Here is a 12,364-nt window from a genome sequence, read left to right on the forward strand (position 1 = left end):
ACGTCATTGGGAAGTCTCCTGTGACGGTGGGTGTGCCGTGGAGGGTGGCGGACCTCGGTCGGCGCCACGCTTCCGCCCATGTCTGAACACGAGTTGAACACCGGTCGACTTCGCCGGGCTCTCTTCCATGAATCCGTATGCAATCGGCCATCGATCTCTATGCGATCGGCCATGGATCCGTTTGCGGTCAGCCAGGAAGTCGTATGCCGTTACCCATGGGACTCAAAAGCCACCGCCGTCGCGTCGACTCAACTCCCTTGCTGGGAGCGCGCCTTGAAGGCCGCCTTGCGGGCTTCCTTCGCGATCCGCTTGTCGGGGTGGAGTCGGCCCATCGCCTCCAGGACGTCGGCGGTCGCGGGGTGGTCGACCCGCCAGGCCGCCGCGAAGAAGCCGTTGTGCTGCTGGGCCAGGCCTTCGACGAGGGCCTGCAACTCCTCGGAGTTGCCCTCGGCGGCGAGTTGCGCGGCGACCGTGTCGACGGTCAGCCAGAAGACCAGGTCCTCGGAGGGCGCGGGGACGTCGCTCGCGCCGCGTTCGCTGAGCCAGACCCGGGCGAGGCCGCCGAGTTCGGGGTCGTCGAGCACCTCGCGCAGGGCGGGCTCGGCCTCCGGGCCGACGAGGGATAGGGCCTGCTGGCAGAGCAGCCGACGCAGGGGTGCGCCGGTGTCGGCGCCGCGGGCCGCCGCCAGCAACTCCCGTGCGGCGGCGAGGGGTTGGCGGCCCGCCAGCCACTGTTCGGTCTCGGCCCGCGCGGCCTTCTGCGGGAAGGTGGACGTGCCGTCGAGGAGCGCGTCCGCGCCCTTGTCGGCGAGGTCTCCGACGGCGGGCGCCACGAAGCCGGCCTCCTGGAGGCGGGCGCGCAGGCCGTAGAGGCCGAGCGGGGTGAGCCGCACCATGCCGTAGCGGGTGACGTCGGTCTCGTCGACGGAGGGCGAGGATCCGTCGGCCGCTTCGTCGAAGTCGGCCATCAGGGCCTCGTCGACGGGCTGGTACTCGACGATCCCGACCGGTGCGAGCAGCCGGAACTGGTCGTCGAGGCGCATCATCGCGTCGGAGACCTGTTCCAGCACGTCGTTGGTGGGCTCGCCCATGTCGCTGGGCACGATCATCGAGGCGGCCAGCGCGGGCAGCGGAACGGGGCCGTCGCCGGGGCCCTCCTCGTTGACGGTGAGGAGGTAGAGGTTGCCGAGGACGCCGTCGAGGAACTCGGCCTCCGCCTCGGGGTCCCAGTCGAGTGACGAGAAATCGACCTCGCCGCCCTCGTCCACGGCGTCGACAAGACCGTCCAGATCGGGCACGCTCGCGTCCGCGAGGAGGGTCTCGAGGGCGCCCAGCCAGACCGCGAGGACGTCGTGCGGCGAGCCGGAGGTGAGCAGCGCCAGCTCCTCGCCGGCCGCGACGGTGCCCTCGTCCTCGTCGACGATCTCGACGAGCCCGGTGTCGAGCGCGACCCGCCAGGCCTCGCTGGCGTCGGCCGCCGCGTCGTCGCCGGTCAGGCCGAGGAGTTCGGCGGCGGCGGGCAGTTGCTCGTCGACAAGGCTGCCACCGGCGTCGATGCGGGTGTCGGGGCCGGCCCAGCGGGCGAGCCGGGCCGCGCGGGCGAGCAGGGGTGTGGACAGCGCGTCACGCGCCAGCTCCGCTTCGGAGTGCAGCCGCACCGGCGGCAGGGGGGAGCTGTCTGACATCGGGGGGTTCTCCTAGGGCGCCTCGAAGGCCGTACGACGGCCGTACACGACACACGACTCAGCCGCTCAGCCTAGACGGATTTCGACCCATGCCGCCCGGTTCATGTCCCGGCCACCAGGCGTACATGGCTGAAACCTTGACAACTGAGCGGCCCCGCAATGAGATTGACGCGCGTAGAAATGTCATGGACACCCGGTTCAGGTATCTTCTACGCGCGTCGCTACCGCCCCACCGGTCGCGGCTCCCACCGCCGCTGCACAGCTTCATCCACCCTCGTCCCGGCTCATGCATGTCCCCGGAGGGATCCCGTTGCCGAGCAAGTCCTCCGCGCGTCTCGCCGCGCTCACCGTCGCCGCCGTCTGCTCCGTGGCGTCCACGATCGTTCTCACCTCGCCCGCGCACGCCGACGGCGTCCGCATCCACGACATCCAGGGCACGACCCGGGTGTCGCCGTACGCCGGCCAGAAGGTCGCGGACGTACCGGGCATCGTCACGGGCGTCCGTACGTACGGCTCGTCCAAGGGTTTCTGGTTCCAGGACGCGACCCCGGACGACAACCCGGCCACCAGTGAAGGCGTGTTCGTCTTCACCAGCTCGGCCCCGAAGGTCGCGGTCGGCGACTCGGTCACCGTCTCCGGCACGGTCTCCGAGTACGTCCCGGGCGGCGCCGCCACGGGCAACCAGGCGCTGACCGAGATCACCAAGCCGACGGTCACCGTCGTCTCCAGCGGCAACGCCGTCCCGGCCCCGGTCGTGATCGACTCCAAGTCGGTGCCGAGCGCGTACACGCAGGCCGGCGACACCGCCGCGAGCAACTCGATCAACGCGCTGCCGCTGCAGCCCAAGAAGTACGCCCTGGACTACTACGAGTCCCTCGAGGGCATGAACGTCCAGGTCTCCGACGCGCGCGTGGTCACGGCGACCGACCCGTACGCGGAGCTGTGGGTCACGGTGAAGCCGCACCAGAACGCCACCCCGCGCGGTGGCACGGTCTACGGGTCCTACGACTCGCAGAACGGCGGGCGCCTCCAGATCCAGTCCCTGGGCGCGACGGCGGACTTCCCGGTCGTCAACGTCGGCGACAAGTTGACGGGCACCACGGCCGGCCCGCTGGACTTCAACCAGTACGGCGGCTACACCCTCGTCGCGAACGAGATCGGCACCGTGAAGAGCGGCGGCCTCAAGCGCGAGACGACGAAGAAGCAGTCGCGCGGCCAGCTCGCGGTGGCGACGTACAACGTCGAGAACCTCGACCCCTCGGACGGCACCTTCGCCGCGCACGCCGCCGCGATCGTCAACAACCTGCAGTCCCCCGACATCGTGTCCCTGGAGGAGATCCAGGACAACAACGGTGCGACGGACGACGGCACGGTCGACGCGAGCGTCACGGTCAACAAGCTGATCGACGCGATCGTCGCGGCGGGCGGCCCGAAGTACGACTGGCGTTCGATCGACCCGGTCAACGACAAGGACGGCGGCGAGCCCGGCGGCAACATCCGCCAGGTGTTCCTGTTCAACCCGCAGCGGGTCTCCTTCACCGACCGCGCGGGCGGCGACTCCACGACGGCCGTCGGCGTCACCAAGGTGCACGGCAAGGCCCAACTCACCGTCTCCCCCGGCCGGATCGACCCGGCCAACGCGGCCTGGACCGCGAGCCGCAAGCCGCTCGCGGGCGAGTTCGTGTTCAAGGGGAAGACGGTCTTCGTGATCGCCAACCACCTGATCTCCAAGGGTGGCGACCAGCCTCTGACCGCGCAGTACCAGCCGGTCACCCGCAGCTCGGAGACCCAGCGCCACGCGCAGGCGACGGCGGTCAACGCCTTCGTCAACGAGATCCTGGCCGCGCAGAAGAACGCGGACGTGATCACGCTCGGCGACATGAACGACTTCGAGTTCTCCGACACCGCGAAGATCCTCGAAGGCAAGGGCGAGCTGTACTCGGCGATCAAGTCCCTGCCGAAGAACGAGCGTTACACCTACGACTACCAGGGCAACCAGCAGGTCCTGGACCAGATCCTGATCAGCCCGTCGATCCGCAAGGACTGCTTCGAGTACGACAGCGTCCACATCAACTCGGAGTTCAACGACCAGATCAGCGACCACGACCCGCAGGTGCTGCGCTTCCAGCCGTAGCACCTACGGGCCCACGGGGGATGGGTGGACGGGGTCTCGCCGACTTGCACCAGGTCAGGCGAAGGCCCCGTCCAGCCAGTTCTGCCAGGCGAGTTCGTTCGACTTGGCGTCGGCGTCCGGGGCGAAGTCGTGGACGCTGATGCCCACCGGCGCGCCCCAGTGGTTGCGCCCGAAGAAGCGGATCAGCGCGCTGTCGGTGCGCAGTCCGATGAAGTACGGGTCACGGAAGTCCAGTACGGCGTCCAGGAGTTGACCCTCGGGCCCACGGGCCTGGATCCGTGCCCCTTGCTCGGTGTCGTCGGCGAGGCCGAGCGCCCGGCCGACAACTCCGAAGGCGTCGGCGGCGGTTGAGGTGTCGGGGCCGTTGAGCGTGGCGAACGCGACCGGCCGGCCCGCGAAATGGACGACGTACTCCCGCAGCGTGTGCAGGTAGAAGGCGTTGTGCTTGCTCGCGCCGTCGTACTGGTTGTCCCAGTCGTCGGTGAAGATCCCGCTGTGCACGTACCGCACCCAGGCACGTCGGCCGTCGTCGCGGGGCTCGATGGTCTCGTCGATCTGGTTGAGGCTCTGGATCGGGAACCCGACGTCCTCGGTGCGGGCGGTGAGCCGGTGCGGCGGGTCGAAGTTGGTGAGGGTCGACCCGAAGGGCCCGACGCGCTTCTCGCCGTCGAACTCCATCGGCCACAGCCAGCCGCCGATGCCGGACGTGATGGCGTCCCACACCTGCTCCGGAGTGGCGTCGACCTCAAACTCGTAGACGATCTCGAATTCCTTGGACATGGCTGGCTCCTGAGTACTACGGGTTGTACGGGTTCTAGTGGTTCTCTTGGTTCTAGTGGCTCTGCTGGTTCTCTTGGTTCTCTTGGTCCAGTTCCGGGGTGGGTGGCTTCTTGACCGTGGGGTGGACGGCCACGACGATCCGGTGATCGCGGCCCTCCTCGGCCCCGTCCGCGTCGTACTTGCGGATGAGGGCGCTCACCCCGGCGGTCAGTTCCTGGATGAACGCGGCCCGGTCGGCGGCGGACGCGAAGCGCACCTCGCCGTCCAGCGCGTAGGTCGCGAGCCGCTGGTGGGCCTTGGCCGCGCCGGTGATCAGCGAACCGACGTCCCGCACCAGCCGGGCGCCGAGCGCCAGCAGCCAGCGCGCGGAGAGCTGGTCGCGGAACCGGTCCGGGTCCGGCTGCACGGCGGCGAGCGCGAGCGGCGAGATGACGTACGACGCGGCGGTCGCTCGCATCAGCCGCTCGGTGACATTGCCCTTGCGCCGCTCCCCCGCGAGCTCGACCAGGCCGTGCCGCTCCAGCGCCTTGAGGTGGTAGTTCACCTTCTGCCGGGGCAGTCCGACCTTGCCGGCCAGCATGGCGGCGGACGCGGGTCCCGCCCCCAGCTCGGCGAGCAGCCTGGCCCTTATGGGGTCCAGCGAGACGGCTGCGGCCTCGGGGTCCTCGATCACGGTGACATCCAGCATGCGTCCACCGTCTCACCGAACACTTTTTTTGTCCAGGGGAGTGAGATTGTCGGTGGGGATTGTCGATGGGAGTCGTTGTTGGGAGTTGTCGGTGGGGGTTGTCGATGGGAGTTGTCGGTGGGGTCCGGCATTCTTGACCGATGAGCACCGATCCGGGGCGCGAGCCGCTCCTCGCCGCGGACATCACGATGGACGACGCCTGGGCGATCTACGACTTTCTGGTGCCGCGCCTCGAATCGCTGCAGCGTGCTCACGGTGACGGCACGGAGGAGCGCCGCACGGCCGAAGCTCTCGCCGAGGCGATTTCGGTCCTCGTGCTGGAGATCGAACGTGAGATCCGTGGCCCCAAGAGACCGCGCCTCGCCAAGTCCTCGGCCCGGCCGCCCGCTCCCGCGCCCGTGCCCGCGCCGACCGAGAGCGAGCGGATCGCCAGGGAAAAGCAGCGACTCACCATGATCAGGGAGTACTGGAACCAACTCCACGCCATCGTTCAGGTCTGGCGCGACAGCGAGGGCTACGACCGGGTCCGATGGCGGCAGGTGGGTTTCCTCGACGCGGCCGCCGAGGCCGAGTACCGGCGGTACGTCACCGAAGCCGGCCTCCGGAAGGCCGAGCGGCCGTGAACACCGCGATCACTCGGGAACGAGGCCGAGCGCGTGATCGTAACGGCTGACCGTGGTGCTCTTCAGGCCGGGCCAGGTCTGGACGCGCTGCCAGAATTCGGTGGCGGAGCCGATGCCGTCGCCGGGGGCCGTGAGGGCCTCGATGTGGGACTGGGCGCTGTCCCACTCGGCGTAGTTGAGGACGCGGGTGCCGTCCGTGGAGACGTGGAAGTGGGCGGCGATACCGCCGGGGTGCGGCGCTGGCTCGTTCTCCAGCGCCTCCAACACGGCGTCCACCCAGGCGCGTTGACGGTCGGGGTCGGATCCCTCGAACTCGATGTCGACGATCACGACACACCCCGGCACCCGGCCGCCGCGTCCGCCCCGGTCCGCCGGGCCGCGGCTGCGGTAGTGCCGGTAGCGGCCGAGGCCGAGCCGCTCGATGCCCGGTACGGCGGTGTCGATCTCGTCGACGCGCTCCTGGCGGCGGGTCCTGACGAAGGCCTCGTAGGCCTGCTCGCTCGCCCACTGCGAGTAGTGCAGCAGGGTCGAGGCGTCGTGCCCGGTGTAGAGGTGGTAGCCGCGGAGGTCGTCGGCGGGCCACGGCCGGCGCTCCCACGCGACGGCGACCGCCTCGACGGCCTGCCGCTGGCGCAATGGCGTGCCGACACGCCAGGTGCTGAAGAAGGGGGCGCCGACGCGGGGGTCGGAGAGGTCGGGGTGCGAGTCGGTACGACGGGTCATGCGAGCCTCCGCTGATCGGTTCGGGTGGGTGCACCGACCAGCCTTCAACCTCGACCGATGTTGAGGTCAAGGGCCGGGCTACTGCTGTGCCGTGCCCCCTTCCAGCCGCGCCAGCCGACTCTGGAACCAGTCGAGCCGGGCCTGCAACAGGGCTGCCTCCGCGACGAGTTCGGGCACGCCGAGTCCTTCGGGGAGTCCGGGGTCGGCGCTCGCCGTCGCTCCGCCGCTCGCCGCCACCACCCGCAGTCCGTCCCCGGCCAGCCGCGTGAACGCCGCGAGCGGGACGGACGTACGACCTCGTACGCAGCCCGCGCAGGCGGCGGCGAGGGCGCGCCAACCCGGCCTGCCCCAGCCCGCGTCGGCGAGCGCGACGGCCCGGGCGCCGCAGGCGCAGGGGCCGACGGTGGCGGTGCGGACGCGCTGGCGGGCGTAGCGGAAGCCGCGTTCGAAGCGGATGTAGGCGCCGAGGACGGTGATGTCGAGGAGGACCGCGGCGCGGTGCTCGGCGGTGCACAACAGGGCCTCCGCCGCCGTCCGTTCGTGCACGCAGTGGAAGCCGCAGTCGCAACGGCGCGCGGGTGCCCGGTGCCGGCGGCCGTAGACGCAGGACGCGTCGGCCACGACTCCGTACGGCAGCGCGCCGCCCAGTGACACACCGGTGAACCCGGCCCGGGTGCCGTCCTGGGACAGCACCGGGTGGGCGATCTTGAATCCGGTCGGCGGCTCCGTCGGGCGTTCCTCGGGGAGCCGCAGTCTCATCGGGCGGCCGGAACCTCTTCGGGCGCCTTCTCCTCCGTGAACTCCGCGACGCTCTCGGGGAGTTCGAGTTCCTCGTGGCGGATCTGCGGCCGCTCCTCGGCGACTCCGGTGGCCAGTGCCTTGCCGAGCTTCATGACGCCTCCCGTGACCAGGGGGTGGATGAACTTCCCACGCCTGTGACCTTCCTGGCCATGGTGACCCATGAAGGGGTCAATTGGACATAGGGCCTTGGGCCGGGGGGCGGAGAGCGGCTTGGGGTACGGGGTCCGCTGCGCGGGCGGCGCGGGCGATCGCTGCGTTTGTGGGCCGCGGCGGAGCGGGCGCTGGAAAAAAAGGGGCCTCGGTGCCGCCAGGTTCGGCCGACCAGAGCTCCGCCCCGGGTGTCGCCGCTCCCGCGCTCGTCGGCCCTGCCCCCTTCACTCATTCCGCAGTATCCCTTATCAATACCCTGTAGGAAATTTAAGTGGAGCTTCACTGTTGCTCTGCCGAGACTACTCCCATGACGAATGCCACGACCGCCTGCCCGTCCCCCTCCCCGCCTCCTTTCGGCCGTGCGCTCTGCGCGATGGTCACCCCCTTCAGCGAGTCGGTTGCGCTCGACCTCGACGGGGCCCAACTCCTTGCCGGGCGGCTGGTGTCGGAGGGGTGCGACGGGCTCGTGCTGTCCGGGACGACCGGTGAGTCGCCGACCACGACGGACGCGGAGAAGGCGGCGCTCGTCACGGCCGTCCGCGAGGCCGTCGGCGACGGCGTCCCGCTCGTCTCGGGCGTGGGCACCTTCGACACCCGGCACACCGTGGAACTCGCTCTGCAGGCCGAAAAGGCGGGCGCGGACGGGGTGTTGGTGGTCTCGCCGTACTACAGCCGGCCCCCGCAGGACGCCCTGGAGGCCCACTTCCGCGAGGTCGCCGACGCCTCGGGGCTCCCCCTCGTGCTCTACGACATCCCGGGCCGCACCGGCACCCGTATCGAACCGGAGACCATGATCCGGCTCGCCGAGCACCCCCGGATCGTGGCGGTCAAGGACTGCTCCTACGACTTCCTCGGCACCCAAAAGGTGCTGGACCGGACCGACTTGGCGTACTACGCGGGCTGCGACGAACACATTCTGGCGTTGTACGCGGTGGGCGCGGCGGGGTATGTGAGCACGGTCGCGAATGTCGTGCCCGCTCAACTCCGGGCCATCCTCGACGCGTTCGAGGCGGGCGACACCCCCGTGTCCGCCCGCCTCCAACAACGCGCCACGCCCCTCATCGAGTTGATGATGTCGGCGGGACTGCCCGGCACGGTCACCTCGAAGGCCCTCCTCAACGCCCTGGGTCTGCCCGGGGGTTCGGTCCGGGCTCCGCTCCGGCCCGCCGGCCGGGACGCGGTCGACGGGCTGGTGGCGGCGTACGAGGAGTTCATGGCCGGCTGACCGAGGTGTCCGAGACGCTCCAGATGTTCGCGGTGCTCAGCGCTCCGCGAACACCGGCTCCCACCGTCCCGAGCCGTTGTCGGGATTGGTGCCGCTGTCCTTGCGGAAGCCACTCAGCGGTACCTCCTTGTCGCTGCCGATGGTGACCAGCACCAGCCGCTGGTGGTACTCGCTCTCCTTCGCGCCCTTGCCGATGTCCCAGGCGACGAGTGTCCTGTCGTCGACCCAGGCGAGCAGTTGCTGTCCGCGCATCTCCGTCTTCGCACCGGTGGCGGAGTCGACGACGTAGGACGAGGTGTGCCACTTCTTGCCCGCGAAGCCACCGGCGACGAGCCGGCCGCTCGGCGAGTCCAGCGCTTCGACGGACCAGTCCAGGTACTTCTCGTTGTCCGGTACGGGCACCGAGGCTCCCTTGAGGTCCCAGAACTGCTTGCCGATGTCGCCCATGGGGTTCCCGGCCCAGACGTACCTGCCGTCCCGGCTGAGGGCGAAGTCCTGGCGGGAGTTGATGAAGTCGAGGCCCATACGGTCGCTCTTGCCGCCCCCGAGCTTGACCTCGCTCCACGAGCCCTTGCCGGAGGCCACGTCGAGGACGTAGAAGCCGGTACGGCTCGACGGCTGCTGCCCCATCCAGGAGTCGGAGCCCTTGGGCTTGACCTGCAGGTCGGGATTCTCGCTGTAGGTCGACGCGACGAGTTTCCGTCCGTCGTGCGAGAACTCCAGCCCCGCGACCCCGTGGTCGACCTCGATCCACCGCTTGACCTCCCCGGTGGTCAGGTCGAGCAGTCCGATCCGGGAGGCGGGCAGGGTCTTCTCCAGGACGGCTGCGGTCTTGAGTCCGGGGGCGACGGCGACGACGGACCACTGCGGGGCCTTCACGTATGTGCCGGTCTTCTGGTCGAGCAGCCAGTAGGTGCGCTCGTATACGGCCTCCGTGGCCGATCGCTTGACGGTGTTGGGAATGTAGTAGGCGGCAAGTGCCGTGTTCCCGGCGGCGATCAGGTCGCGCGGCGGCGACTGGTCCGGGTGGGCGCTGACTCCCCGCTGTTCCACGACGCCCGACGGGCGGACGTCGTCCTTCCCGGAGTCCAGCAGCGGCACGGCCACCGCGACGGCGACCACGGCGGCCGTGGCGGCGGCGACACTCGCGAGCCTTCGGTTGCGGCGGCGTCTGCGGAGCGCCAGCACCCATTCGGCGAACCCCGTTCCCGCCGGGGGCTGTTCGGCGGCCTGCTCGCGCAGCGCGTCGCGGAGGAGTTCCTCGACGTTCATGGACGCACCTCCACGGGTGAGTAGTCGCGGGACGGCTGACGCTCCACATCGGCGAGGCCCAGAGCGGCCAACTCCGGCGCGAGAACGCGCAGTCGGGCCAGCGAACGGTGAGTGGTGGACCGTACGGTGCCGACGGAGCAGCCCAGAAGGCGGGCCACGTCGGCCTCGGGGAGGTCCTCGAAATAGCGGAGCACGAGCACGGTGCGCTGACGGGCGGTGAGTCGGGACAGCGCCGCGCGCATCACCAGGCGCAGTTCGGCCGCCGACGCGGCGTCGGCGCCCGCGTCGGCCTCGGGCGGTTCGGCGACGCTGACCTCGCGTCTGTGCCACTTCAGCCGCCAGCGGCTGACCTGCTGGCGATAGAGGATCCGCCGTACGTAGGCCTCGGGTTCGTCGATCCGCTGCCATCGGCCGGCCGCCTTGACGAGGGCGTTCTGCAGCAGGTCCTCACCGGCGTGCCGGTCTCCCCCGCTGAGCAGCACGGCCGTCTTCAGCAGGGCCGACGATCTGCTGTCCACGAAGTCCCGGAAACTCTCCAGCCCTTCGGCATTCATCGTCACCTTCTCTTCCCCGGCGGTGCCCGTGCCCCGCCCCTGTATTCCTGGTGACGCTCACGGCACCGCGTGGCTATGCCTGCCGACCCGAGAAATTTCCACCCACCTCGCCCAACCATCGTCCTACGGTGGCCATATGAGCCGCCGCCCCCTGCTGTTCCTCGACGTCGACGGCCCCCTCAACCCGTACGCGGCACAGCCGGAGCGCCGCCCCGAGGGGTATACGACGATCAGGGCCAACGTACGACCGGGCCCGCCGCTCCGGGTCTGGCTGAACCCCGCGCACGGCCCGGCGCTGCTCGGTCTCGGCTACGACCTGTGCTGGGCGACCACGTGGATGGCCGCCGCGAACCGCTGGATCGCCCCGGTCGTGGGCCTGCCCGAACTGCCGTACGTCGACTTCGGTGACGCGCTGTTCGCCGAGCGGCCCGACGGTGTGCACTGGAAGACGGAGGCGATCGTGGCGTACGCCGAGGGCCGCCCCTTCGCCTGGGTGGACGACGAACAGGGCGCGCCGGACGGCGACTTCGTGACCGCCCACCATTCCGGCCCGGCGCTGCTGCACCACGTCAATCCCCGACTCGGGCTGCGCGAGGGGGACTTCGCGGCGTTGGCGGAGTTCGCGGCGGCCGTACGGGCATGAACCCTGATACGCGTCGAGCGCCCTCCCGGTGACCGGAAGGGCGCTCGACTCACGTCACCGCACCGCTAGTTGTGGCTGTGCAGGATCTCGTTCAGGCCGCCCCAGACCGCGTTGTTCGGGCGGGCCTCGACCGTGCCGGTGACCGAGTTGCGGCGGAAGAGGATGTTGGAGGCGCCGGAGAGTTCGCGGGCCTTGACGATCTGGCCGTCGGGCATGGTGACGCGGGTGCCGGCGGTGACGTAGAGACCGGCCTCGACCACGCACTCGTCGCCGAGCGCGATACCGACGCCCGCCTCGGCGCCGACGAGGCAGCGCTCGCCGATGGTGATGCGGACGTTGCCGCCGCCGGACAGCGTGCCCATCGTGGACGCGCCGCCGCCGATGTCCGAGCCGTCGCCGACCACGACACCGGCGGAGATCCGGCCCTCGACCATCGACGTGCCGAGCGTGCCGGCGTTGAAGTTGACGAAGCCCTCGTGCATGACCGTCGTACCCTCGGCGAGGTGCGCGCCCAGGCGGACCCGGTCGGCGTCGGCGATCCGGACGCCCTTGGGGACCACGTAGTCCGTCATGCGCGGGAACTTGTCGACGGACGTCACCTGGAGGTGGAGGCCCTCGGCGCGTGCGTTCAGCCGGACCTTCTCGATCTCGTCCACGGCGACCGGGCCGAGCGAGGTCCAGGCGACGTTGGCGAGGAAGCCGAACATGCCGTCCAGGCTCTGGCCGTGCGGCTTCACCAGGCGGTGCGAGAGGAGGTGCAGGCGCAGATAGACGTCGTGCGCGTCGAGCGGCTTGTCGTCGAGGGAGGCGATGACCGTGCGGACCGCGATCACTTCGACGCCCCGGCGGACGTCCGGGCCGATCGCCTTGGCCGCACCGTCACCGAGCAGTTCGACGGCCCGCTCGGCGGAGAGCCGCTCCGTACCGGCGGGGCCGGGTTCGGCGGACAGCTCGGGCGCGGGGAACCAGGTGTCGAGGACGGTTCCGTCGGCGGTGACGGTGGCGAGGCCGGCGGCAACGTCCGCATCACCATCGGCGAGCGCTGCCTCGTCGGCGCCGAGGCGGGCGTCGGTATCGCGCTCGGCG

13 protein-coding genes are annotated in these 12,364 nt (G+C 70.2%); 4 read left to right on the top strand and 9 right to left on the bottom strand.

What is annotated here, in order from left to right; translation table 11 throughout:
* Positions 1 to 248: 248 nt before the first annotated feature.
* Positions 249 to 1,685, bottom strand: a complete 1,437-nt coding sequence (locus tag JHN45_RS44505; protein ID WP_200712867.1) for a hypothetical protein — start codon at positions 1,683 to 1,685, stop codon at positions 249 to 251.
* Positions 1,686 to 1,995: 310 nt separating this feature from the next.
* On the opposite strand from JHN45_RS44505, the gene JHN45_RS44510 reads away from it, so the two are divergent.
* Positions 1,996 to 3,819 carry an endonuclease/exonuclease/phosphatase family protein gene (locus JHN45_RS44510; protein WP_200712866.1) on the top strand — a complete coding sequence of 608 codons (1,824 nt, stop codon included), beginning with the start codon at positions 1,996 to 1,998 and terminating at the stop codon, positions 3,817 to 3,819.
* A 54-nt stretch (positions 3,820 to 3,873) separates the two neighbouring features.
* Here JHN45_RS44510 and JHN45_RS44515 read toward each other — a convergent pair whose 3' ends face one another.
* The gene (locus JHN45_RS44515; protein ID WP_201055076.1) at positions 3,874 to 4,599 is read right to left on the bottom strand and encodes an SRPBCC domain-containing protein; all 726 of its coding nucleotides are present in this window, start codon (positions 4,597 to 4,599) and stop codon (positions 3,874 to 3,876) included.
* A gap of 52 nt (positions 4,600 to 4,651) precedes the next feature.
* Positions 4,652 to 5,287, bottom strand: a complete 636-nt coding sequence (locus JHN45_RS44520) for a helix-turn-helix domain-containing protein (protein WP_201055077.1) — start codon at positions 5,285 to 5,287, stop codon at positions 4,652 to 4,654.
* A gap of 140 nt (positions 5,288 to 5,427) precedes the next feature.
* Between JHN45_RS44520 and JHN45_RS44525 the strand changes: the two genes are divergently transcribed.
* Entirely contained in the window at positions 5,428 to 5,910 is a 483-nt protein-coding gene (locus tag JHN45_RS44525; RefSeq protein ID WP_201055078.1) for a hypothetical protein, read from the top strand.
* 9 nt (positions 5,911 to 5,919) lie between these two features.
* Here JHN45_RS44525 and JHN45_RS44530 read toward each other — a convergent pair whose 3' ends face one another.
* The 3 genes from JHN45_RS44530 to JHN45_RS44540 form a co-directional block, all read right to left on the bottom strand.
* Entirely contained in the window at positions 5,920 to 6,633 is a 714-nt protein-coding gene (locus tag JHN45_RS44530; protein ID WP_201055079.1) for an antibiotic biosynthesis monooxygenase, read from the bottom strand.
* A 78-nt stretch (positions 6,634 to 6,711) separates the two neighbouring features.
* Positions 6,712 to 7,392, bottom strand: coding sequence for a hypothetical protein (locus JHN45_RS44535; protein ID WP_200712861.1), 681 nt, complete (start codon positions 7,390 to 7,392; stop codon positions 6,712 to 6,714).
* Positions 7,389 to 7,526: a hypothetical protein gene (locus JHN45_RS44540; RefSeq protein ID WP_201055081.1), complete on the bottom strand. Its 138-nt coding sequence runs from the start codon at positions 7,524 to 7,526 to the stop codon at positions 7,389 to 7,391. The genes JHN45_RS44535 and JHN45_RS44540 overlap by 4 nt, the downstream gene beginning before the upstream one ends.
* A gap of 365 nt (positions 7,527 to 7,891) precedes the next feature.
* Between JHN45_RS44540 and dapA the strand changes: the two genes are divergently transcribed.
* The gene (dapA, locus tag JHN45_RS44545; RefSeq protein WP_201055083.1) at positions 7,892 to 8,809 is read left to right on the top strand and encodes a 4-hydroxy-tetrahydrodipicolinate synthase; all 918 of its coding nucleotides are present in this window, start codon (positions 7,892 to 7,894) and stop codon (positions 8,807 to 8,809) included.
* A gap of 36 nt (positions 8,810 to 8,845) precedes the next feature.
* Here dapA and JHN45_RS44550 read toward each other — a convergent pair whose 3' ends face one another.
* Complete coding sequence (locus tag JHN45_RS44550; protein ID WP_201055085.1) at positions 8,846 to 10,081, bottom strand: WD40 repeat domain-containing protein; 1,236 nt, start codon at positions 10,079 to 10,081, stop codon at positions 8,846 to 8,848.
* Positions 10,078 to 10,635: a SigE family RNA polymerase sigma factor gene (locus tag JHN45_RS44555; RefSeq protein ID WP_201055087.1), complete on the bottom strand. Its 558-nt coding sequence runs from the start codon at positions 10,633 to 10,635 to the stop codon at positions 10,078 to 10,080. The genes JHN45_RS44550 and JHN45_RS44555 overlap by 4 nt, the downstream gene beginning before the upstream one ends.
* Before the next feature lie 136 nt (positions 10,636 to 10,771).
* Between JHN45_RS44555 and JHN45_RS44560 the strand changes: the two genes are divergently transcribed.
* Complete coding sequence (locus JHN45_RS44560) at positions 10,772 to 11,278, top strand: hypothetical protein (RefSeq protein ID WP_201055089.1); 507 nt, start codon at positions 10,772 to 10,774, stop codon at positions 11,276 to 11,278.
* A gap of 65 nt (positions 11,279 to 11,343) precedes the next feature.
* Here the strand turns inward: JHN45_RS44560 and dapD are convergent.
* On the bottom strand, positions 11,344 to 12,364 hold a 1,021-nt coding region (dapD, locus tag JHN45_RS44565), incomplete at its 5' end, for a 2,3,4,5-tetrahydropyridine-2,6-dicarboxylate N-succinyltransferase (RefSeq protein ID WP_236584781.1).

It is taken from the genome of Streptomyces sp. MBT53 (assembly GCF_016654115.1).
GTDB lineage: Bacteria > Actinomycetota > Actinomycetes > Streptomycetales > Streptomycetaceae > Streptomyces.